Annotated in this window: 21 protein-coding genes; 16 read left to right on the plus strand and 5 right to left on the minus strand. The window is 63.5% G+C overall.

Features of this window, described 5'->3' with window-relative positions:
- Positions 1 to 82: 82 nt before the first annotated feature.
- Complete coding sequence (gene fsa, locus NKH29_RS03830) at positions 83 to 736, minus strand: fructose-6-phosphate aldolase (protein WP_023719712.1); 654 nt, start codon at positions 734 to 736, stop codon at positions 83 to 85.
- A 90-nt stretch (positions 737 to 826) separates the two neighbouring features.
- Between fsa and NKH29_RS03835 the strand changes: the two genes are divergently transcribed.
- Positions 827 to 3,010, plus strand: coding sequence for a primosomal protein N' (locus NKH29_RS03835; RefSeq protein ID WP_352999066.1), 2,184 nt, complete (start codon positions 827 to 829; stop codon positions 3,008 to 3,010).
- 8 nt (positions 3,011 to 3,018) lie between these two features.
- On the opposite strand, the gene NKH29_RS03840 is transcribed toward NKH29_RS03835, so the two are convergent.
- Together NKH29_RS03840 and NKH29_RS03845 are read right to left on the minus strand one after the other, a co-directional pair.
- The gene (locus tag NKH29_RS03840) at positions 3,019 to 3,474 is read right to left on the minus strand and encodes a type II toxin-antitoxin system VapC family toxin (protein WP_023719710.1); all 456 of its coding nucleotides are present in this window, start codon (positions 3,472 to 3,474) and stop codon (positions 3,019 to 3,021) included.
- Positions 3,471 to 3,716 carry a type II toxin-antitoxin system Phd/YefM family antitoxin gene (locus NKH29_RS03845; RefSeq protein WP_023719709.1) on the minus strand — a complete coding sequence of 82 codons (246 nt, stop codon included), beginning with the start codon at positions 3,714 to 3,716 and terminating at the stop codon, positions 3,471 to 3,473. Before NKH29_RS03845 ends, NKH29_RS03840 begins: the two co-directional genes overlap by 4 nt.
- A 215-nt stretch (positions 3,717 to 3,931) precedes the next feature.
- Here NKH29_RS03845 and NKH29_RS03850 point away from each other — a divergent pair, with 215 nt between their 5' ends.
- From NKH29_RS03850 to lepB, 7 genes are all read left to right on the plus strand, one after another.
- The gene (locus NKH29_RS03850) at positions 3,932 to 4,327 is read left to right on the plus strand and encodes an AGROH133_08824 family phage infection protein (RefSeq protein ID WP_352999068.1); all 396 of its coding nucleotides are present in this window, start codon (positions 3,932 to 3,934) and stop codon (positions 4,325 to 4,327) included.
- Between the two features lie 246 nt (positions 4,328 to 4,573).
- Entirely contained in the window at positions 4,574 to 5,134 is a 561-nt protein-coding gene (locus tag NKH29_RS03855; RefSeq protein ID WP_352999070.1) for a F0F1 ATP synthase subunit delta, read from the plus strand.
- Complete coding sequence (gene atpA, locus NKH29_RS03860) at positions 5,134 to 6,663, plus strand: F0F1 ATP synthase subunit alpha (RefSeq protein WP_023719706.1); 1,530 nt, start codon at positions 5,134 to 5,136, stop codon at positions 6,661 to 6,663. The genes NKH29_RS03855 and atpA overlap by 1 nt, the downstream gene beginning before the upstream one ends.
- A 28-nt stretch (positions 6,664 to 6,691) precedes the next feature.
- Positions 6,692 to 7,576, plus strand: a complete 885-nt coding sequence (locus NKH29_RS03865; RefSeq protein WP_352999071.1) for a F0F1 ATP synthase subunit gamma — start codon at positions 6,692 to 6,694, stop codon at positions 7,574 to 7,576.
- Between the two features lie 67 nt (positions 7,577 to 7,643).
- Positions 7,644 to 9,209 (plus strand): F0F1 ATP synthase subunit beta, encoded by a 1,566-nt coding sequence (gene atpD, locus NKH29_RS03870; RefSeq protein ID WP_352494126.1) that lies wholly within the window; start codon positions 7,644 to 7,646, stop codon positions 9,207 to 9,209.
- A gap of 102 nt (positions 9,210 to 9,311) precedes the next feature.
- A complete protein-coding gene (locus NKH29_RS03875; protein ID WP_352856411.1) occupies positions 9,312 to 9,719 on the plus strand; it encodes a F0F1 ATP synthase subunit epsilon in 408 nt (135 codons plus the stop codon).
- A gap of 89 nt (positions 9,720 to 9,808) precedes the next feature.
- The gene (gene lepB, locus NKH29_RS03880; RefSeq protein WP_502911204.1) at positions 9,809 to 10,786 is read left to right on the plus strand and encodes a signal peptidase I; all 978 of its coding nucleotides are present in this window, start codon (positions 9,809 to 9,811) and stop codon (positions 10,784 to 10,786) included.
- Position 10,787: 1 nt separating this feature from the next.
- On the opposite strand, the gene uxuA is transcribed toward lepB, so the two are convergent.
- Both uxuA and NKH29_RS03890 read right to left on the minus strand, forming a co-directional pair.
- The gene (uxuA, locus tag NKH29_RS03885; protein ID WP_023719701.1) at positions 10,788 to 11,966 is read right to left on the minus strand and encodes a mannonate dehydratase; all 1,179 of its coding nucleotides are present in this window, start codon (positions 11,964 to 11,966) and stop codon (positions 10,788 to 10,790) included.
- The gene (locus NKH29_RS03890) at positions 11,963 to 13,465 is read right to left on the minus strand and encodes a mannitol dehydrogenase family protein (RefSeq protein ID WP_023719700.1); all 1,503 of its coding nucleotides are present in this window, start codon (positions 13,463 to 13,465) and stop codon (positions 11,963 to 11,965) included. Before NKH29_RS03890 ends, uxuA begins: the two co-directional genes overlap by 4 nt.
- Positions 13,466 to 13,640: 175 nt before the next feature.
- Between NKH29_RS03890 and uxaC the strand changes: the two genes are divergently transcribed.
- From uxaC to NKH29_RS03930, 8 genes are all read left to right on the plus strand, one after another.
- Positions 13,641 to 15,050, plus strand: coding sequence for a glucuronate isomerase (gene uxaC, locus NKH29_RS03895; protein ID WP_023719699.1), 1,410 nt, complete (start codon positions 13,641 to 13,643; stop codon positions 15,048 to 15,050).
- A gap of 37 nt (positions 15,051 to 15,087) precedes the next feature.
- A complete protein-coding gene (locus NKH29_RS03900; protein ID WP_023719698.1) occupies positions 15,088 to 16,065 on the plus strand; it encodes a TRAP transporter substrate-binding protein in 978 nt (325 codons plus the stop codon).
- 103 nt (positions 16,066 to 16,168) lie between these two features.
- Positions 16,169 to 16,696 (plus strand): TRAP transporter small permease, encoded by a 528-nt coding sequence (locus NKH29_RS03905; RefSeq protein WP_023719697.1) that lies wholly within the window; start codon positions 16,169 to 16,171, stop codon positions 16,694 to 16,696.
- Between the two features lie 4 nt (positions 16,697 to 16,700).
- Positions 16,701 to 17,981, plus strand: coding sequence for a TRAP transporter large permease (locus tag NKH29_RS03910; RefSeq protein ID WP_023719696.1), 1,281 nt, complete (start codon positions 16,701 to 16,703; stop codon positions 17,979 to 17,981).
- A gap of 10 nt (positions 17,982 to 17,991) precedes the next feature.
- Positions 17,992 to 18,768: a FadR/GntR family transcriptional regulator gene (locus NKH29_RS03915; RefSeq protein WP_023719695.1), complete on the plus strand. Its 777-nt coding sequence runs from the start codon at positions 17,992 to 17,994 to the stop codon at positions 18,766 to 18,768.
- Between the two features lie 28 nt (positions 18,769 to 18,796).
- Positions 18,797 to 19,654, plus strand: coding sequence for a 5-dehydro-4-deoxy-D-glucuronate isomerase (gene kduI / locus NKH29_RS03920; RefSeq protein WP_023719694.1), 858 nt, complete (start codon positions 18,797 to 18,799; stop codon positions 19,652 to 19,654).
- A complete protein-coding gene (gene kduD, locus NKH29_RS03925) occupies positions 19,651 to 20,418 on the plus strand; it encodes a 2-dehydro-3-deoxy-D-gluconate 5-dehydrogenase KduD (protein ID WP_023719693.1) in 768 nt (255 codons plus the stop codon). The genes kduI and kduD overlap by 4 nt, the downstream gene beginning before the upstream one ends.
- A 24-nt stretch (positions 20,419 to 20,442) precedes the next feature.
- Entirely contained in the window at positions 20,443 to 20,781 is a 339-nt protein-coding gene (locus tag NKH29_RS03930) for a cupin domain-containing protein (RefSeq protein WP_023719692.1), read from the plus strand.
- Positions 20,782 to 20,808: the final 27 nt, after the last annotated feature.

Consider the following 20,808-nt stretch of genomic DNA (forward strand, 5'->3'; position numbering starts at 1 on the left):
AAGCGCTCCGTCTGTGGCGGATTGCGCTGTCAGCAAAAGGCCGATTGCTCGGCCTTTTTTGTTCGACGTAGGACATTTCGCTTCAGCCGATCTTCTGGCCGGTCTTTGCCCAGTCGGCGAGAAACTGCTCCAGGCCCTTGTCGGTCAGCGGGTGCTTGACCAGCGCCTTGAGCGTCGCCGGCGGGGCGGTGATGACGTCGGCGCCGATCAGCGCCGCCTGTTTGACATGGTTCACCGTGCGCACAGAAGCGGTCAGGATTTCGGTCTGGAAATCATAATTGTCGTAGATGGTGCGGATATCGGCAATCAGTTCCATGCCGTCCCAACCGCTGTCGTCGATGCGGCCGACGAAGGGCGAGATGAAGGAGGCGCCGGCCTTGGCGGCGAGCAGCGCCTGGGTGGCCGAGAAGCACAGCGTGACGTTGACCATGCGGCCGTCCGACCGGATGTCCTTGCAGGCTCTCAGGCCGTCGAGCGTCAGCGGCACCTTGATGCAGACATTGTCGGCGATCCTGGCCAGGATCTTGGCCTCCGCCATCATATCCTTGTACTCGGTGGCAACGACTTCGGCTGAGACCGGTCCCTTGACGATCTCGCAGATCTCTCTGGTGACGTCGGCGATCTTGCCGCCCGATTTCAGGATCAGCGACGGATTGGTGGTTACGCCGTCGAGCAGCCCCAAATCGTTCAGCTCACGGATTTCCTTGACATCGGCGGTGTCGACAAAAAATTTCATGGCGGTCTCCTGAAGATTTTTCATGTGCAGGTCATGCACATTCGGGGTCGGACTTTGATCTAGACCAAAGTCGGGGCAAGGTCACGCCTCATGATCGAAGATTCGCCCTTTGTCGCGGCCGCACCGGTGCTGGTCCCAATGCCTGCTGAGCGCCCCTACACCTATGCTGTGCCGGCTGGCATGCGCGTGGTGCCGGGCTCGATCGTGCGCGTTCCGCTTGGGCCCCGCCAGGTCGCCGGCATCGTCTGGGACGGCGCCGTCGAAAAGGTCGACGCGAAGAAATTGCGGCCGATCGAGCAGGTTTTCGACTGCCCGCCGATCGACCGCGCGATGCGGCGTTTTGTCGATTGGGTGGCGCAGTACACGCTGTCGCCGCCCGGCATGGTGGCGCGCATGCTGCTCAGGGCGCCGGAGGCGTTCGATCCGGAGCCGTGGATCGAAGGGCTGCAGCGCACCTTCGCCAAGCCCGACCGGATGACGGAGGCGAGGACGCGCGTGCTGGAAACGGCCGAAGGTGGGCTCGCCTGGACGCGGTCGGGCCTGGCGCATGCGGCAGGCGTGTCGTCGACGGTGGTGGACGGGCTGAGGGCGCAGGGGGTATTCGAGACGGTGATGATCCCGCCGCGGCCGGTGGTCGCAGCACCCGATCCCGGCTACGCCGTGCCGGCACTGATGCCCGACCAGAGCGATGCCGCCGAGATGCTGCGCGCCAATGTCGCGGCCGGCATATTCGGCGTCACCCTGCTCGACGGTGTAACCGGATCCGGCAAGACGGAGGTCTATTTCGAGGCGGTTGCGGCCGCGCTCGATCGCGGCACGCAAGTGTTGATCCTGCTGCCGGAAATCGCGCTGACCCACGCCTTCCTCGAGCGCTTTCAGGAGCGGTTCGGCGCCAAGCCGGCTGAGTGGCACTCGGACCTGCCGCCAAGAATGCGCGAAAAGGTCTGGCGGCAGGTGGCGGAAGGCGGCGTGCGGGTGGTCGCAGGCGCGCGCTCGGCGCTGTTCCTGCCGTTCAGGGAGCTTGGGCTGATCGTCGTCGACGAAGAGCACGACCCCGCCTACAAGCAGGAGGATCGCGTCTTTTACAACGCGCGCGACATGGCCGTGGTGCGCGGCCATATCGGCGGGTTTCCGGTCGTGCTCGCCTCGGCGACACCGTCGGTCGAAAGCCGGGTCAATGCCAGCCAGGGCCGCTACAGCAGGGCGGTGCTTTCGGCGCGCTTTGCCGAGGCGGCACTTCCCGATCTCAAGACGATCGACATGCGCCGTGCGCTGCCTGCACGCGGCGGCTTCCTGTCGCCTGTACTGCTCGGCCATATACGGCAGACGCTGGAAAGAAAGGAACAGTCGCTGCTGTTTCTCAACCGGCGCGGCTATGCGCCGCTGACGCTCTGCCGGGTCTGTGGCCACCGCTTCGGCTGTCCGGTCTGCTCGGCCTGGCTGGTCGAGCACCGCTTTCGCGGTCAGCTCGTCTGCCACCATTGCGGGCACAATGAACGCCGGCCCGAGGCCTGCCCGGAATGTGGCACGCTCGATCATCTGGTCGCCTGCGGGCCGGGCGTAGAGCGCATCGCCGAGGAGGTCGTCGCGCATTTCCCTGATGCCCGCACCATCGTACTGTCGTCCGACCTGATGGGCGGCGTGCGGCGGCTGCGGCTCGAGCTCGAAGCCATAGCCAATGGCGAGGCCGACATCGTCATCGGCACGCAACTCGTCGCCAAGGGCCACAATTTCCCCAACATGACGCTCGTCGGTGTCGTAGATGCCGATCTCGGCCTGGCCAATGGCGACCCACGCGCCGCCGAGCGCACCTTCCAACTGCTCAGCCAGGTGACCGGCCGCGCCGGCCGCACCGGCAAGAAGAGCCTTGGCCTGCTGCAGACTTTCCAACCCGACCACCCGGTGATGCGGGCGATCGTCTCCGGCGATGCCGAGGCCTTCTACGAGCGCGAGATCGCCGAACGCGAGCGGGCGGGGCTGCCGCCCTTCGGCCGGCTCGCCGGCGTCATCGTCAGCGCGGCGACTCGGGCGGAAGCCGAAGGGCACGCCCGCGGCCTGCGCCGTGCCGCGCCGCAAGCCATCGACCTGTTCGTCCTCGGTCCGGCCGAGGCGCCGCTGTCATTGATCGGCGGCCGCCATCGCTTTCGCCTACTGATCCAGGGCGAGCGGCGCGCCGACATGCAAGGGTTCATCCGCACCATGCTGGCCGAGGGACCGAAGATAAGGGCCTCGGTGCGGGTCCAGGTCGATATCGACCCGCAAAGCTTTTTGTAAGGTGTCGATTACCCTTTCGAGACGCGTTCGGTGAATGGGTTCAGGTAAGGCACGTCGAGAATCGCAAAATGCCGGGTGTTGGCCGTCAAAACTGACAGGCCGTGCAAACGGGCGGTAGCTGCGATCAGAATGTCCGCCAGTCCCGGATTGGCGCCTCTGGCGATAGTGGCGTCTTCCAGTTTTCCGGCTTCTCGCGCGATTGCTAAATCGATGGGAAGGATGCGCTGGTTGAACTCTAGAAGCAACCTTTCGAACCACTCATTGATGCGCTCCGCCTTCATATGCCCGCCCGCCCGCTTCAGTTTCGCGATTCCTCGTTCCACCTCCAAGATGACGATCGACGAGAGCTGCCAAGAGCCGCGTTCTCCTTGTACAGCAACCCAGTTCTGCACGTGTGACGGAAGCAGAGGCCGACCAGGTGCAAATGCCGAGAGAAAAGACGTATCAAGCAGATAGCCGGTCAAAACTCCACTTCCCGCGACGGCGATTCGTTTCGCTCAAGCTCGATGCCGCCTGGATACCGAAGCAGGAAATCCACGAAGTCTTTTTGGCTGTTCTGCGGATAAAGTTTCCGTCCCTCACCGATTGGCACCACCATGACTGCGGGCTTGCCGTGCTTGGTGATAACCGTGGGCTCACCGTTCTCAGCGGCCTCCACGAGCGCGGAAAGGCTGGCCTTTGCCTCTCGCAGTTGCATCGTCTTCATGCGCGGAACCCCTTGTGGTCTCATGTAGTCACAATATAGGAATTGTGCAGAAAAAAACAGCCCATTGTTTAACGTCCTGTTAGCCCGGTCGAGACAACGGTCGCGCTCGCGTTGAGCTGACGCGCCCTGCAAATTGCCGACGGCCCATCTGGCGCATGTCAGTTGCTTCGCTAGAATGCCCGAAATTTTGAATATCCATTTACGAGGGGACAAGGATGGAATTTGCGTTTCCATGGCCGATGAGCCAGGGCGAGTGGCTGGCATGGTCGAGCGCGGTCGCGACTCTATTGCTCGGCCTGTTGCTATTCCTGGCTCCACAGCTGGCGTTCCGCATCCTGCGGCTGCAGGTCAGACCGGAGAAGGCAGCGGCGATCGCCGAGGGGCGCGGCCGGATGTCGGGCTTCTATCTCGGCGTCAGCCTGTGCTGCATCCTCTTGGCGCAGCCGCTGCTCTACATGGTGCTCGGCTTCTCCTGGCTATTCACCGCCTTCGGCCGGCTGCTGTCGATGATGTCGGACGGCGCCAATACGCCGTTCAACTGGGCATCCATCGTCGTCGAGCTGGTGCTGGCGGCGCTGCCGCTCGCGTTCGCCTTCGGCTTTTTGCCCTGAATCACAGAGCAATCCGGGGTTGGTTGCTGAACTCGGCGAGCGGATGCGACAATAGTGCCTGAAAACCATGCCGGACGACGCATTGCGGTCTGAAAATGCCTGTGCTAGACGGCAATCGACTTTCGACCGGGGATAGCGGAAGCCGCGCCTCCGTGCTTGGAAAAATGCAGTAAGGTCAAAGATTTAGCCAGAGTTTTTGCTCGCGCCAACAATCTGCGGCCTGTCAGACAAGAGAAAAGACGGTCCGTGGCCCAATCGTCATCGCCAATCTCAGGTGTCGCAGAACGCTATGCGGGTTCGCTGTTCGAACTCGCGCTGCAGGCCAATTCGGTGGCCAGCGTCGAGACCGACCTCAACAGTTTCGAAGCGATGCTCGAAGGCAGCGCTGACCTTTCGAGGCTGATCAGGAGCCCGGTTTTCTCCAGCGAAGACCAGGCCAAGGCGATCGCCGCGATCGCCGACAGACCGGGGATCACGGGCCTCACTGGCAATTTCCTGCGCGTCGTTGCCCAGAACCGCCGGCTTTTCGCCGTGCCAGGAATGATCAAGGCGTTCCGCCAGATCGCCGCCGAACACCGCGGCGAGACCGCCGCCGAGGTCACCTCGGCGCATGCGCTGACGCCTGCCCAGGAAACCGAGCTGAAAGCGGCGCTGAAAAGCGTCGCCGGCAAGGATGTGGCGATCACCGTCACCGTCGATCCGTCGCTGCTCGGCGGGCTGGTGGTCAGGATCGGCTCGCGCCAGATCGATACGTCGCTCAAAACCAAACTCAATTCGCTCAAGCTTGCACTGAAAGAGGTCGGCTGATGGACATCCGCGCCGCGGAAATTTCCGCAATTCTGAAAGACCAGATCAAGAATTTCGGCAAGGAGGCCGAGGTCTCCGAAGTCGGCCAGGTGCTGTCCGTCGGTGACGGCATCGCCCGCGTCTATGGCCTCGACAATGTCCAGGCCGGCGAGATGGTCGAGTTCCCCGGCGGCATCCGCGGCATGGCGCTCAACCTCGAAGCCGACAATGTCGGCGTCGTTATCTTCGGCGCCGACCGTGACATCAAGGAAGGCGATACCGTCAAGCGCACCGGCGCCATCGTCGATGCGCCTGTCGGCATGGGCCTGCTCGGCCGCGTCGTCGATGCGCTCGGCAACCCGATCGACGGCAAGGGCCCGATCCAGGCCACCGAACGCAAGCGCGTCGACGTCAAGGCGCCCGGCATCATCCCGCGCAAATCGGTGAACGAGCCGATGTCGACCGGCCTCAAGGCCATCGACGCGCTGATCCCGGTCGGCCGCGGCCAGCGCGAGCTGGTCATCGGCGACCGCCAGACCGGCAAGACCGCGATCATCCTCGACACCATGCTCAACCAGAAATCGGTGCACGACAACGGCCCGGAGAAGGAAAAGCTGTACTGCGTCTATGTCGCCGTCGGCCAGAAGCGCTCGACCGTGGCGCAGTTCGTCAAGGTGCTGGAAGAGCGCGGCGCGCTCGACTATTCGATCATCATCGCTGCGACCGCGTCTGATCCGGCGCCGATGCAGTTCCTGGCGCCGTTCACCGCCTGCACCATGGGCGAATATTTCCGCGACAACGGCATGCACGCGCTGATCAGCTATGACGATCTGTCGAAGCAGGCCGTCGCCTATCGCCAGATGTCGCTGCTGCTGCGCCGTCCTCCGGGCCGCGAGGCCTATCCGGGCGACGTTTTCTACCTGCACTCGCGCCTGCTCGAGCGCGCCGCCAAGCTCAACGACGACAATGGCGGCGGGTCGCTGACGGCGCTGCCGATCATCGAGACGCAGGCCAACGACGTGTCGGCCTATATCCCGACCAACGTCATCTCGATCACCGACGGCCAGATCTTCCTGGAAACCAATCTGTTCTTCCAGGGCGTCCGTCCTGCGGTCAATGTCGGTCTGTCGGTGTCGCGCGTCGGCTCTTCGGCGCAGATCAAGGCGATGAAGCAGGTTGCCGGGTCGATCAAGGGCGAGCTCGCGCAGTACCGCGAAATGGCTGCTTTCGCGCAGTTCGGCTCCGATCTCGACGCCGCCACGCAGCGCCTGCTCAATCGCGGCTCGCGCCTGACCGAGCTTTTGAAGCAGCCGCAATTCTCGCCGCTCAAGGTCGAGGAGCAGGTCGCGGTGATCTTCGCCGGCGTCAACGGCTATCTCGACAAGCTGGCGATCAACCAGGTCGGCAAGTTCGAGCAGGGGCTGTTGTCGCACATGCGCTCGGCCGGCAAGGACGTGCTCGACGGCATCCGCAAGGAGAAGGCGCTGTCCGACGATCTGCGCGCCAGGCTGAAGGCAGAGATCGACGCCTTCGCCAAGACCTTTGCTTGAGTGGGCCGGACGGGATCAGGTTTGAAGCATGCCTTCGTTAAAAGACCTTCGTAACCGTATCGCCTCGGTCAAGGCGACGCAGAAGATCACCAAGGCGATGCAGATGGTCGCCGCGGCGAAGCTGCGCCGCGCGCAGGAAGCGGCTGAAGCGGCGCGTCCCTATTCGGAGCGCATGGGCGCGGTGCTGGCCAACATCACCCAGGCGATCGGCGGTGGCGGCGATGCCCCGGCGCTGATGACCGGCACCGGCAAGGACGACGTGCATCTGCTTGTCGTCTGCACGGCCGAACGCGGCCTGTGCGGTGGCTTCAATTCGCAGATCGCCCGCTTTGCCCGTGACCACATCCGCAAGCTTCTGGCCGACGGCAAGCAGGTCAAGATCATCTGCGTCGGCAAGAAGGGGTTCGACGTATTGCGCCGCGACTACGGGGCGCTGATCATCGAGCGTGTCGATCTGCGCGAGGTCAAGACGCTGGGCTTCGTCAATGCCGATGCCATCGCCAAGAAGGTGATCCACCTGTTCAACGAAGGCGGCTTCGACATCTGCACGCTGTTCTATTCGCAGTTCAAGTCGGTGATCAGCCAGATCCCGACAGCGCAGCAAATTATCCCGGCGGGCGTGGTTTCGGATGCTGCTGAAGCGAAGGATGGTGGCAGCGCTGTCTACGAATACGAGCCGGAGCCGGGCGAAATCCTCTCCGATCTCATCCCGCGCAACATCTCCGTGCAGGTCTTCCGCGCGCTGCTCGAGAATGCGGCCGGCGAGATGGGCGCCAAGATGAGCGCCATGGACAATGCGACGCGCAATGCCGGCGACATGATCAACAAATTGTCGATCACCTACAACCGCCAGCGGCAGGCGCAGATCACCAAGGAATTGATCGAAATCATTTCGGGCGCCGAGGCGCTCTAGGCACGCTCCCAAGGAGGTCATCGACCTCAAGCGTGTGAGAAACAAAGAGACGAAAAGGGTAAAGACGATGGCGAAAGCAGCGACCCCGAAGACGGCAGCCCCTAAGGCCGCGGCACCAGCAAAGGCTCCGGCGGCAGCAAAGGCCGCTCCGGCCAAGAAGGCGGCAGCAACCAAGGCCGCCGCCGTGAATACGCCGGCCGCTACCATCAAGAAAACCGGCTTGGCGGGCAAGGTTCGCCAGGTCATCGGCGCTGTTGTCGACGTGCAGTTCGGCGAACATCTGCCGGCGATCCTGAACGCGATTGAGACGATCAATGTCGGCAATCGCCTGGTGCTCGAAGTGGCCCAGCATCTCGGCGAAAACACCGTACGCTGCATCGCCATGGACTCCACCGAAGGTCTGGTTCGCGGCCAGGACGTCTATGACACCGGCGCGCCGATCACCGTGCCGGTCGGCCCTGGCATGCTCGGTCGCATCATCAACGTCATCGGCGAGCCGGTCGACGAGGCAGGCCCGGTCGACGGCATCGAGATGCGCTCGATCCACCAGCCGGCGCCGACCTATGTCGAGCAGTCGACGGAAGCGCAGATCCTGGTCACCGGCATCAAGGTGCTCGACCTGCTGGCCCCCTATGCCCGCGGCGGCAAGATCGGCCTGTTCGGCGGCGCCGGCGTCGGCAAGACGGTGCTGATCCAGGAACTGATCAACAACGTCGCCAAGGCGCATGGCGGCTTCTCGGTGTTCGCCGGCGTCGGCGAGCGCACCCGCGAAGGCAACGACCTCTATCACGAGTTCATCGAGTCCGGCGTCAACAAGAAGGGCGGCGGCGAAGGCTCCAAGGCCGCGCTCGTCTATGGCCAGATGAACGAGCCGCCGGGCGCGCGCGCGCGCGTCGGCCTGACCGGCCTGACGGTTGCCGAATACTTCCGCGACCAGGGCCAGGACGTGCTGTTCTTCGTCGACAACATCTTCCGCTTCACGCAGGCGGGCTCGGAAGTGTCGGCGCTGCTCGGCCGCATTCCTTCGGCCGTGGGCTACCAGCCGACGCTGGCCACCGACATGGGCGCGCTGCAGGAGCGTATCACCACGACGACCAAGGGTTCGATCACCTCGGTGCAGGCGATCTATGTGCCGGCCGACGATTTGACCGACCCGGCACCGGCGACTTCATTCGCCCACCTCGACGCGACGACCGTGCTCAACCGCGCGATTTCGGAAAAGGGCATCTATCCGGCGGTCGATCCGCTCGATTCGACTTCGCGCATGCTCGACCCGATGGTTGTCGGCGAGGAGCACTACCAGGTCGCGCGCCAGGTGCAGTCGATCCTTCAGCGTTACAAGTCGCTGCAGGACATCATCGCCATCCTGGGCATGGACGAGCTGTCGGAAGAGGACAAGCAGACGGTTGCCCGCGCCCGCAAGATCGAGCGCTTCCTGTCGCAGCCCTTCTTCGTCGCCGAAGTGTTCACCGGCGCGCCGGGCAAGTTGGTCGACCTCGCCGACACCATCAAGGGCTTCAAGGGCCTTTGCAACGGCGATTACGACCACCTGCCGGAGGCCGCCTTCTACATGGTCGGCGGCATCGAGGAAGCGGTCGAGAAGGCACAGCGCCTGGCGGCTGAAGCGGCGTAAGCCAAAGCGAATAGCGAATAGGGAGTAGCGAATAGGGGTCTATGAGCCGGACGAGTTTCTTCACTACTCGCTACTCACTATTCCCTATTCGCTAAATTGATCATGCCTGAAGCTTTCAAGTTCGAACTGGTCTCGCCGGAGCGCCTCTTGGTTTCCGAGCAGGTCGAATCCGTCGTCATCCCAGGCGCCGAGGGCGAAATGACCGTGATGGCGCATCACGCACCGGTCATGACCACGATCAAGCCGGGCGTCGTCACGTTGAAGACCGCTTCCGGCAAGGAAGAACGCTACGTGGTGTTCGGCGGCTTTGCCGACATCGTTCCGGCCGGCTGCACGCTGCTGGCGGAATCGGCTGTGGCCGTCGGCGACATCGACCGCGCCGAGCTTGCCCGCCGCATCCAGGAGGCGAGGGAAGACGCCGCCGACGCCAAGGACGACCAGGCCCGCAGCAAGGCCGAGCAGTTCCTTAACCAGCTCACCACGCTTGAAGGCGCCATCCTGCCGGCTTAACGCGAAGGATCAGTTCGGCGTCGAGAAAGCGAGGCTTGCCTCGCTTTTTTATTTGGTGAACAGTCAGGCTGCCTTGGCGTGGGGGGCCGATGATAGAACAAACAGTGCAACAAGAAACAGTCTCGCGATCCAGATGGTCGACGGCCCTGGTGTCGGCCCTTGGCGGCCCGTTTGGCGGATTTCTATGGATTGGCGCTGGCAAACTGGCTGTCATAAGCCTGTTTGTGATCAGTGCTGTCAGCATCGCGCTTTGCTACATCGGAATTCCGGTGGTGCCGGGCATGGATCTTGCGGCGGCGGGCAACTTTTCAGGTATCGGCTTGATGATCCTGTGGGCGACGCTCGTTGTTCCCTTTGCGCATCGGTTCAAGCCGGACAAATGGTATGCGCAAGGGGTGTCGGTGTTCGTGTTGGCGTTTTACGCCTCCATCGTGGCTGCGTTTGTAATCCGCTCGTTGGTGTTCCAATCGTTTTCGATCTCGTCTGGCAGCATGACGCCGACGTTGCGGGAGGGCGACTATCTCTTCGTGTCCAAATCCGCATACGGCTACAGTCGCTACAGCGTGCCCTTCAACGTGCTCTCATTTGACGGGCGCCTATTGGGCGCGGAACCCAAAAGGGGAGATGTGGTGGCATTCAAGTTCCCGCCCGATCCGAGCGTGAACTACATCCAGCGGATCGTCGGCTTTCCGGGCGAAAAGATCCAGATCATCGACGGGATGCTTTACATCAACGAGGTAGCGGTGGGGCTCGAGGATATCGGCTCTTTTTCGTCCGAAGAGTTCCCCGATCCAGTCAAACTTCAACGTGAAACTTTGCCAGAGGGCGTGTCCTACACCGTTCTCAACCTGACAGATTCATCCATCGGGGACAACACGAACTCGTGGATCGTGCCCGCAGGCCACTATTTTGCACTTGGCGACAATCGGGACAATTCCTCCGACAGCCGATTCAGCGTCGGGTTTATTCCCAGTGAAAATCTGGTCGGCAAGGCCGTGCGGCTGTTCTGGAATTCTAAAGGCGTCGACTATTCTTCCCGGCAAGTATTGGATCCGTCAGGCAAATAGCTCACACCGTCAGCGCTTCCACGGCGCGCATGACGCCGCGCAGTTCGGCGAGGCCCTTCAGGCGGCCGATGCAGGAATAGCCGGGGTTCACCTTCTTGCCGATGTCGTCGACAATGGCATGGCCATGGTCCGGACGCATCGGAATCTGCCAGTCCGCCCTGCCTGCCGCCTTGCGCCGCCGCTCCTCGCCAATCAGCGCCGACACGACCGCCACCATGTCGGTGTCGCCGTCGAGGTGCTCGGCTTCGTGGAAGGAGCCGTCGGGCTCCTTGGTGACATTGCGCAGATGGGCGAAATGGATGTTCTCGGCGAAAGCCTTCGCCATTGCCGGCAGATCGTTCTGCGCGCTCGCGCCGTAGGAGCCGGTACACAGTGTCAGTCCGTTAGCCGGCGAAGCGACGGCGTCGAGCAGCGCGCGGGCATCGGCTGCCTTGGAAACGATGCGCGGCAGGCCGAACAACGAAAAAGGCGGATCGTCGGGGTGGATCGCCATCCTGACGCCGGCCTCTTCGGCAACCGGCACGATCTCGCGCAGGAAGGCAAACAGGTTTTCGCGCTGTCCTTCGGTAGAGACGTCCTTGTAGAGGTCGAGGGCGCGGCGGAAGCTCGCTCGATCGAAGATGAATTCGCGCGCCGGCACCCAGCCGATCAGGTTGAGCTCCAGTCTCGCCTTGTCGCTTTCGCTCATGCCTTGCAGCCGCACACGCGCCGCCTCGACACGGGCCGGCGGGTGATCGGCCTCCGCCCGTTTTCGCTCGAGGATGAAGACGTCATAGGCGCAGAGCTCGACGACATCGAAGCGCAGCGCCGTGCCGCCATGCGGCATCGGATAGTCGAGGTCGGTGCGCGTCCAGTCGGTGATCGCCATGAAATTATAGCAGATGGTGTTGATGCCGGCGGCAGCGACGGCGCGGATCGAGGCCTTATAATTGTCGATCAGGGTGCGCCAGTCGCCACTGCGGGTCTTGATGTCCTCGTGGACGACGATGCTCTCGACCACGTCCCAGGTCAGGCCTGCTGCCTGGATCTCTGCCTTGCGCCTGGCGATCTCGTCCGCCGGCCAGGCGCGGCCGTCATTGAGGTGATGCAGCGCGCTGACGATGCCGACGGCGCCGGCCTGACGGACATGGGCAAGCGTCACCGGGTCGTCGGGCCCGAACCAGCGCCAAGTCTGTCTCATGGCTTCTCACTCCCTATGCCAAGCGCCGCCAAGGCAGCGGCAGGCCCGCCCCGCCGCAGGCGCTCGAGATGGGCTGTCGTCAGATCAATCAGTGTCATGCGCTGGGAATGGTCCCTGGCGAAGCCGGCGAGATCGAACATCGCTGTCACAGCTTCATCAGCCGGCCGGCTGCCGAGCGCCGTAAGCCGAGTGTCGATCGGGTCGGTGAAATGGGCTTCGGGCAAGGTCTTGCCGCGCGCCTCGCAAGCGGCGATCCAGGCGGCCACCACCAGCATCAGATGGGCTGGGGGATCACCGGCACTCAGCCGCTCGACGGCCGAGGCGACGATGCGCTGTGGCAGTTTCTGGCTGCCGTCATTGGCGATCTGCGCCGTGCGATGGGCCAGCGCCGTGTTCGAGTAACGTTCGGCGAGCTGGGCCGTGTAGCCGGCCGTATCGAGCCCGGCGTCCGGCGGCAGCGTCGGGATCGCCTCGGCCCACAAGCCGTCGACGAATTGCCGGATCGCCGGATCGGCAAAGGCGCGGTCGACCGTGTCGTAGCCGCTGAGCAGGCCGAGATAGGCGATTGCCGAATGCGAGCCGTTGAGCAGCCGCAGCTTCATGTCCTCGAACGGCCCGACGTCGCCGACCATGGTGACGCCGAACTTTTCCCAGGCCGGCCTGCCCGCCGGAAAGTCGTCCTCGACCACCCATTGGCAGAACGGCTCGGTCATCACCGGCCAGGCATCCTCGACGCCGAGCTCGACGGCGATACGCGCCCGGTCGGCATCGGTGGTCGCCGGCACGATGCGGTCGACCATGCTCGACGGAAAGGCGACGCCGTCGGCGATGTGTGCGGCGAGCCTGGCATCGCCTGAAGTGGCGAGCCTGGCATCGCGCAGTGCGGCGAATTCGACCAGCAGGCGGTGCAGCGTGGCGCCATTGGCCGGAAGGTTGTCGCAGCAGAGCACGGTGAAAGGCTGGATGCCGGTGGCACGGCGGCGCGACAGCGCCTCCGTCAGGAAACCATGCGCCGTTCGTGGCATTTGCGGGTTAGCCAGATCATGGACGATGTCGGGGTGGGTATTGTCCAGTCCGCCGCCGGCTGCCCTCAGATAGGCCTTTTCGGTGATCGTCAGCGTGACGATACGGGTGAGCGGATCGGTCAGAGCGGCGAGCACCGCAGCCGGATCTTCCGGCGCCACCAGCAGCGACAGGATCGAACCGACGACGCGCAGCTCTTCTTCGACGCTGCTCCTGATCGCCAGTGTGTAGAGGCCATCCTGCGGCGCCAGTGCGTCGCGCGTGTCTGGACTACGCAAGGACACGCCGACAATGCCCCAGCCTGTCTCTCCAGCCGCCAGACAGTCGTCGACATAGGCCGCCTGGTGGGCGCGGTGGAACGCGCCGACGCCGAGATGGACGATGCCTGGCGCAATAGCGCCGCGGTCGTAGCGGGGAACCGCGACCGAAGCCGGCAGTGCCTTCAGCGTGCTGTTGGAAAGGCGTCTATTGGTCATTGCGCGGCGTGTCTGATCGAGGTTGCTGGGTCACTGTTGGCAGGCGGCGTAACACCCGTTGCCGTCACGCACAATGGGCAATGGCCGACGAAAAGTCATCATACAACAACCCATTTTTTGTATGTTGACATTATTTCTTTCCAACCCTACCGATGTCCGGATTGGGAGGATTTACGTGGCCGCATTGACGGATCCGGACTTGCTGTTTGCCGCCGAGGCGCGCCCGCTTTCGCTGGCCCGCGATCTCTACGCCGCGGTCAAGGACCTGCCGATCGTCAGCCCGCACGGCCACACCGATCCCCGCTGGTATGCGCTCAACGAGGCGTTTCCCGATCCGGCGCAGTTGCTGATCGTACCGGACCACTACATTTTCCGCATGCTGTTCAGCCAGGGCGTTCGGCTTGAGGAGCTTGGCGTGCCGACACTTGACGGTTCGCCGGTGGAAACCGACGGCAGAACGATCTGGCGGCGCTTCGCCGAGCATTATTACCTGTTCCGCGGCACGCCGACCCGGCTGTGGTTCGACCATGTGCTTGCCCATCTGTTCGGCATCGACGAGCCGCTGAATGCCAAGACGGCCGACCGCCACTACGACACGATCGCGACGCTGCTGCAGTGGGAGAATTTTCGCCCGCGAGCGCTGTTCGAGCGCTTCAACATTGAGGTCATCGCGACGACCGAAGGCGCGCTCGACGATCTCAGATGGCACCAGATGATCCGCGACAGCGGCTGGGACGGCCGCGTCGTCACCGCCTATCGGCCGGATGCGATCGTCGATCCCGACTTCGAAGGCTTTTCGGCCAATCTCGACCGGCTTGGCGAGATCACCGGCTGCGACACCGGCAATTGGGCCGGCTATCTCGATGCGCATCGCCAGCGGCGCGCCTTCTTCAAGAGCTTTGGCGCGACTTCCTCCGATCACGGCCATCCAACAGCCGAAACCGCCAATCTCTCGGATGCCGCCGCCGAGGAGCTGTTCAACCGCATCCGCCGGGGCTCGAACGACGAGCGCGAGCGAAAGCTGTTTCGCGCCCAGATGCTGACCGAGATGGCCAAGATGAGCCGTGACGACGGGCTGGTCCTGCAAATCCATCCCGGCTCCTGGCGCAATCATTCGCCGGCTGTCTTTCAGAAGTTCGGCAGGGACAAAGGCTTCGATATCCCGACTCGAACCGATTATGTGACGGCGTTGAAGCCGCTGCTCGACTGTGTCGGGCTGGAGCGCGATCTCACCATCATCCTGTTCACCCTCGACGAGACCAGCTATGCGCGCGAGCTGGCGCCGCTCGCCGGTGTCTACCCGGCATTGAAGCTCGGGCCGGCCTGGTGGTTCCACGACAGCCCCGAAGGCATGCGCCGGTTCCGCGAGATGACCACCGAAACGGCCGGTTTCTACAACACCGTCGGTTTCAACGACGACACCCGCGCCTTTCCATCCATACCGGCCCGCCATGATGTGGCGCGCCGGGTCGATTGCGCATATCTGGCGCGTCTCGTCGCCGAGCATCGGCTCGGCGAGGACGAGGCGCACGAGCTGGCGCAGGAACTTGCCTATACGCTCGCGAAAAAGGCGTACCGGCTCTAACGGCGCTTGCCGCCATCGTTCAAACGGGAGGAAACCAATGCTGCATTTTTCAAGACGGGCGGGAGCTACGCTACTTGCCGCCGCACTGCTGGCCGGAACGGCAAGCGCCCAGACGGTCCTGCGCTCGTCTGACACACACCCGGACGGCTATCCGACGGTCGAGGCGGTCAAATATTTCGGCGAGCTCGTGAAAGAGCGCACGGCCGGCCGCTATGTGGTCGAACTCTATCCTTCCGCGCAACTCGGCGAGGAAAAGGACACGATCGAGCAGGTGCGCACCGGCGTGATCGATCTCAACCGCGTCTCGATGGCGCCGTTCAACGGGCTCATCCCGGAGACCACCGTACCCTCGCTGCCCTACATCTTCCGTTCGGAAGACCATATGCACAAGGTCATGGACGGGGCGATCGGCGACCAGATCGCGGCGGCGTTCGACCAGGTCGGGCTGGTGCTGCTCGCCTTTTACGATGGCGGCTCGCGCTCCTTCTACAATTCGAAGAAGCCGATCAACACTGTAGCCGACATGGCCGGCATGAAGTTCCGCGTCATCCAGTCCGACATCTTCGTCGATATGGTGGCGGCACTCGGCGCCAACGCGACGCCGATGCCGTATGGCGAGGTGTATTCGGCGATCGAGACCGGGGTGATCGACGGTGCGGAGAACAATTTTCCGAGCTACGACACCGCCAAGCACGCGGAAGTCGCCAAATACTATTCGCTCGACGAGCACACGATGGTGCCGGAAGCCTTCGTCATGGCGAAGTCGAGCTGGGACAAGCTGACGCCGGAAGACCAGGCGATCTTCAAAGCGGCCGCCAAGGAGAGCGTCGCCAAGCAGCGCGAGCTGTGGACCGCCAAGGTCAAGGAATCGCGCGCCAAGGTCGAGGCGGCCGGTTCGCAGATCACGACGCCGGATAAGCAGCCCTTCATCGACGCGATGGGCCCGGTCTACGAGAAGCACGTCAAGGACGACAAGCTGAAGGCCATGGTCGAAGCCATCAAGGCCGTGCAGTGATCAAGCGGCGGCGCGGACATCCCGCGCCGCCGTCCTCTTGCGGAGAAAACCGGTGACTTCCAGCCTAAAACCAAGACCGCTCCTGTCCGGCGTCGCGCAAGTGATGTCGCGCGTCAGCACGGCGGCGCTGTCGATCGCCGGCATCGGGCTGGTGCTGATGACCGCCTTCGTCGCCTGGCAAGTGTTCGGCCGCTATGTTCTGAATCGTTCGCCGAGCTGGACCGAGCCGGGCTCGGTGATGCTGATGAGCTGGTTCATTTTCCTCGGCGCTGCCGTCGGCGTGCGCGAGAACTATCATCTCGGCTTCGACGTCCTGCTCTACGTGCTGCCAAAAGGCGGCAAGCGCTGGCTGCGGATGATTTCGGACCTCGTCGCGCTCGCCTTCGGCATCGGCATGATCTGGTATGGCAGCCAGCTGGTCGCATTGACCTGGGGCTCTGTCTTGCCGTCACTCGGCATATCGGGGGGCTGGGACTATGTCCCGCTTGTCGCGGGAGGCGCGCTCATCGTGCTCTTCACGCTGGAGCGCATCGTGCTTCGCCTCTCCGGCGCGCCGATCGACGATGCCCTCGATGAATTGCCGCCGGCCGAAGTCGCAGCCGAACTCGACACCGCCAACGTGAAGGTCTGACGCCATGGAACTGTGGATTCTCTTCGGCGTCTTCACCCTGCTGATGCTTATCGGCACGCCGATCGCTTTCTGCCTCGGCGTCGCAAGCCTGGCCACCGTCCTCTATATGGGCCTGCCGCCGCTGATCGTCTTCCAGCGCCTGAATTCCGGCATGAGCGTCTTTTCGCTGCTGGCCATTCCGTTTTTCATCTACGCCGGCGACTTGATGGTGCGCGGCGGCATCGCCAGCAAGATCGTTGCCTTCGCCGGCTCGCTCGTCGGCCATTTGCGCGGCGGCCTCGGGCAGGTCAACATCGCGACCGCTACACTATTCGGCGGCATTTCGGGCTCCGCGGTGGCGGAGGCAGCCGCGGTGGGCGGCCTGATGATCCCGCAGATGAAGGCGCGTGGATATGGAGCGGACTACGCCGTCAACGTCACGTCGATGGCGGCGCTGATCGCGCTGCTGCTGCCGCCGTCGCACAACATGATCATCTACGCGATCTCGGCAGGCGGAAAGATCTCCATCGCCGATCTGTTCACGGCCGGCATCATCCCGGGCCTGCTGCTGGCCCTGTCACTGATGGTCACCGCTTATTTCGTGGCGCGCTCCCGCGGCTATCCGACCGAGCCGTTTCCGGGCTTCACCGCGGTCGCGCATCTTTTCGCCGTCGCGGTGCCCGGCCTGCTGCTGATCGCGATCATCTTCGGCGGCGTACGATCGGGCGTCTTCACGGCCACCGAGAGTTCCTGTATCGCCGTCATCTATGCGCTGCTCGTGACCGTCTTCGTTTACCGGCAGATGACCTGGGAAGGGTTCGTTCATGCCACCCATGGCGCCGTGCGCACCACGGCCATGGTGCTGCTTATCATCGGCATGGCGGCGGCATTCTCGTGGCTGATGGCCTTCCTGAAAGTACCGGCAGCGCTGATAGCCTCCATGAACGCGATCTCGGACGATCCGCTGGTCGTGCTTCTGCTGCTCAACCTCTTGATGCTGTTCCTCGGCACGTTCATGGACATGGGGCCGACGATCATCATTTGCACGCCGATCTTCCTGCCCGTGGCGCAGGCCTACGGCGTCGATCCGGTGCATTTCGGCGTCATCATGATCCTCAATTTCGGCATCGGGCTGAACACGCCGCCGGTGGGCGCAGTGCAGTTCGTGGCGTGCGCAGTGGGCAAGATATCCGTCTGGGAATCGATGCGCTCGATCTGGCCGTTCTATGGCGCAGGCCTCGTGGTGCTGGCGCTCGTCACTTACATTCCAGCCATTTCGCTATGGCTGCCGAGCGTCTTCAAATAGGGGTTGCGACATGGCATCGGACACCGCAGTCGGGCTCCGCGTCGAACGAAGACCGAAGCTTTCGGAAACCGTCGTCGCCGCGATCCGCAAGCAGTTGCAGGCGGGCGAGATCCAGCCTGGGCAAAAGCTGCCGACCGAGGGCCAGTTGACTGAAACCTTCGGGGTCAGCCGCACCGTGATACGCGAGGCGCTGGCCAAGCTTGCCGCGGACGGCCTGGTCGAGCCGCGCCAAGGCGCCGGCGTCTTTGTCACCGAGCATATCTCGACAGCGTTCGGGGCTCTGGCAGCGGAGATGGGCAGCAAGGATTCAATTGCCCTCAACGTGCTCGAAGTCAGGTTGGCGATCGAGATCGAATCCGCCGGGCTCGCCGCCCTCCGCCATAACGCCGCACAGGAAGCGGCGATCCAGGAAGCCTTCTTCGAGTTCGAACGGCTGCTCCTCAACAGCGAGCCGACGGGACCGGCCGACCTCGCCTTCCACCGCGCAATCGCCAGCGCCACCAACAATCCGTTCTATGTCGAGATGCTCGATGTGCTCGGCCGGCGCGCCATCCCTTGCGATGTGACCTCGCCCTGGTCGACCGAATTCGCGCAGTCCGACGCCTACCAGCGCGGCCTGCAGCGCGAACACCTGATGATCCTTAATGCCATCTCGGCAGGCGATGCCGAGGCGGCACGGGAGGCGATGCGCGCGCATCTCGGTGCCAGCCAGCAGCGCTATCGCGAACGCCTGCACGCGCGTCAGGTGTTTTATGCCGACTCGGTCAAGGCCGCGGCAACTGAATAAGCAATTGAGGCAGCTCCATGGGACAGCAATGAATCACACTGACAATCATACGGATTTCACCTCGCGCTTTGCCATCGATCCTGTTTCTGCCGCGGCGATGGGCACGGACGAACTGCGTCACAATTTTCTGATCGAGGACTTGTTCCAGCCCGGCCGTATCAGCCTGACCTACACCCATTACGACCGCATGATCGTCGGCGGTGCCATGCCCGCCGGCGCGCCGCTGCCGCTGCAGGCGATCAAGCCAACCGGGACCAAGAATTTTCTCGACCGCCGCGAGATGATCATCGTCAACATCGCCGGTGCAGGCGTCGTGAAAGCCAGCGGCCAATCCTACGAGCTGCAGGCGCGCGACATGCTCTATCTAGGCATGGGCACCGATGAGGTGTCGTTCGCTGCGACCAATCCGGCTGAGCCGGCTAAGTTCTACCTGCTAAGCGCGCCGGCGCATCAGAGCCATCCCAACCGGCTGATCCGCATCGGCGATGCCAAGCGGCTCGATCTCGGCAGCCAGGCGACCTCCAACGAGCGCTCGATCTTTCAGTTCATCCATGCCGACGGCGTGAAGACCTGTCAGCTGGTCGTCGGCATGACCCAGCTTGCCCCCGGTTCGGTCTGGAACACCATGCCGTGCCATGTGCATGACCGGCGCATGGAGGCCTATCTCTATTTCGACCTGCCGGAGACGGCGCGGGTGTTTCACTTCATGGGCGAACCGGACGAAACGCGTCATCTCGTCGTGCGCAACGAGGAGGCGGTGCTGTCGCCGGGATGGTCGATCCATTCGGGCGCCGGCACCTCGAACTACGCCTTCATCTGGGCGATGGCCGGCGACAATGTCGACTATACCGATGTCGACCTGGTGGCGATGGAGGAGCTCAAGTGAGCGACCCCTCGGCCTTCAGCCTTGCCGGCAAGCGTATCCTCGTCACCGGCGCCAATACCGGCATCGGCCAGGGCATCGCCGTGTCGATCGCGCGTGCCGGCGGCGCGGTCGTCGGCGTCGGTCGCTCGGCGATGGACGAGACGGCGGAGAAGATTGCGGCGGCCGGCGGACGCTTCGAGGCGGTCCGCTGCGACCTTGGCGATGATGCCGCCGCCCAGGCGATGCTTGACCGCGTCTGGGACGATACGGGGCCGCTCGACGGCCTGGTGAACAATGCCGGCATCATCCGGCGTGCCGATGCGGTCGACTTGACCGAAGCCGACTGGGACGACGTCATCGGCGTCAACCTCAAGACGGTGTTCTTCCTCAGCCAGAGTTTTGCCAGGCGCGTGCTTGCCGACCCGGGACGGCGTGGCAAGATCGTCAACATCGCTTCGGTGCTGAGTTTTCAGGGTGGCATCCGCGTCGCCTCCTACACCGCCTCCAAACATGGCGTGCTCGGCATCACCCGACTGCTCGCCTGCGAATGGGCGGCAAAGGGCATCAACGTCAACGGCATTGCGCCAGGCTATATCGAGACCAACAACACCGAGGCGCTGCGTGCCGATCCCGACCGCAGCGCTTCGATCCTGGCGCGCATTCCGGCCGGGCGCTGGGGCGCGCCGGAAGACATCGGCGACGCAGCCGTCTTCCTGCTGGCGCCGGCGTCGAACTATATGCACGGCGCGGTGATGCCGGTGGACGGTGGCTGGCTGGCGCGATGAACAACAAAAGATGAGAGTTTGGCGATGACCGGAACCAAGATCTTCTCGCATGCCGGCGAGGGTGCGTGGACGCCGACGCCGGATGGCAACCGCAGGCGCGTGCTCCTGCACACGGACGAACTGATGATGGTCGAGTTCGCCTTCGACAAGGGCGGCGTCGGCGCGCTGCATTCGCATCCGCATGTCCAGGCGAGCTACGTCGCCGAAGGCCGCTTCGAGGTCACCATCGACGGCAGGACCGAGATCTTGGAAACCGGAAGCAGCTTCATCGTTCCTTCCAACCTGGTCCATGGCGTCAAGGCACTGGAGGCGGGACGACTGGTCGACAACTTTACGCCGCCCCGCGCCGATTTCCTCGACTGAGCTGCGGGCCCGAAGATCAGGCTGTCA

The sequence above is a fragment of the Mesorhizobium sp. M1295 genome (genome assembly GCF_040318135.1).
In the GTDB taxonomy this organism is placed as follows: domain Bacteria; phylum Pseudomonadota; class Alphaproteobacteria; order Rhizobiales; family Rhizobiaceae; genus Mesorhizobium.

What these genes read in the sequence shown, in the direction of transcription:
- fsa (WP_023719712.1), bottom strand. Translation starts at nt 736, where the DNA reads ATGAAATTTTTTGTCGACACCGCCGATGTCAAGGAAATCCGTGAGCTG.
- NKH29_RS03835 (WP_352999066.1), top strand. Translation starts at nt 827, where the DNA reads ATGATCGAAGATTCGCCCTTTGTCGCGGCCGCACCGGTGCTGGTCCCA.
- NKH29_RS03845 (WP_023719709.1), bottom strand. Translation starts at nt 3,716, where the DNA reads ATGAAGACGATGCAACTGCGAGAGGCAAAGGCCAGCCTTTCCGCGCTC.
- NKH29_RS03850 (WP_352999068.1), top strand. Translation starts at nt 3,932, where the DNA reads ATGGAATTTGCGTTTCCATGGCCGATGAGCCAGGGCGAGTGGCTGGCA.
- atpA (WP_023719706.1), top strand. Translation starts at nt 5,134, where the DNA reads ATGGACATCCGCGCCGCGGAAATTTCCGCAATTCTGAAAGACCAGATC.
- NKH29_RS03865 (WP_352999071.1), top strand. Translation starts at nt 6,692, where the DNA reads ATGCCTTCGTTAAAAGACCTTCGTAACCGTATCGCCTCGGTCAAGGCG.
- atpD (WP_352494126.1), top strand. Translation starts at nt 7,644, where the DNA reads ATGGCGAAAGCAGCGACCCCGAAGACGGCAGCCCCTAAGGCCGCGGCA.
- NKH29_RS03875 (WP_352856411.1), top strand. Translation starts at nt 9,312, where the DNA reads ATGCCTGAAGCTTTCAAGTTCGAACTGGTCTCGCCGGAGCGCCTCTTG.
- lepB (WP_502911204.1), top strand. Translation starts at nt 9,809, where the DNA reads ATGATAGAACAAACAGTGCAACAAGAAACAGTCTCGCGATCCAGATGG.
- uxuA (WP_023719701.1), bottom strand. Translation starts at nt 11,966, where the DNA reads ATGAGACAGACTTGGCGCTGGTTCGGGCCCGACGACCCGGTGACGCTT.
- NKH29_RS03890 (WP_023719700.1), bottom strand. Translation starts at nt 13,465, where the DNA reads ATGACCAATAGACGCCTTTCCAACAGCACGCTGAAGGCACTGCCGGCT.
- NKH29_RS03900 (WP_023719698.1), top strand. Translation starts at nt 15,088, where the DNA reads ATGCTGCATTTTTCAAGACGGGCGGGAGCTACGCTACTTGCCGCCGCA.
- NKH29_RS03905 (WP_023719697.1), top strand. Translation starts at nt 16,169, where the DNA reads ATGTCGCGCGTCAGCACGGCGGCGCTGTCGATCGCCGGCATCGGGCTG.
- NKH29_RS03910 (WP_023719696.1), top strand. Translation starts at nt 16,701, where the DNA reads ATGGAACTGTGGATTCTCTTCGGCGTCTTCACCCTGCTGATGCTTATC.
- NKH29_RS03915 (WP_023719695.1), top strand. Translation starts at nt 17,992, where the DNA reads ATGGCATCGGACACCGCAGTCGGGCTCCGCGTCGAACGAAGACCGAAG.
- kduI (WP_023719694.1), top strand. Translation starts at nt 18,797, where the DNA reads ATGAATCACACTGACAATCATACGGATTTCACCTCGCGCTTTGCCATC.
- NKH29_RS03930 (WP_023719692.1), top strand. Translation starts at nt 20,443, where the DNA reads ATGACCGGAACCAAGATCTTCTCGCATGCCGGCGAGGGTGCGTGGACG.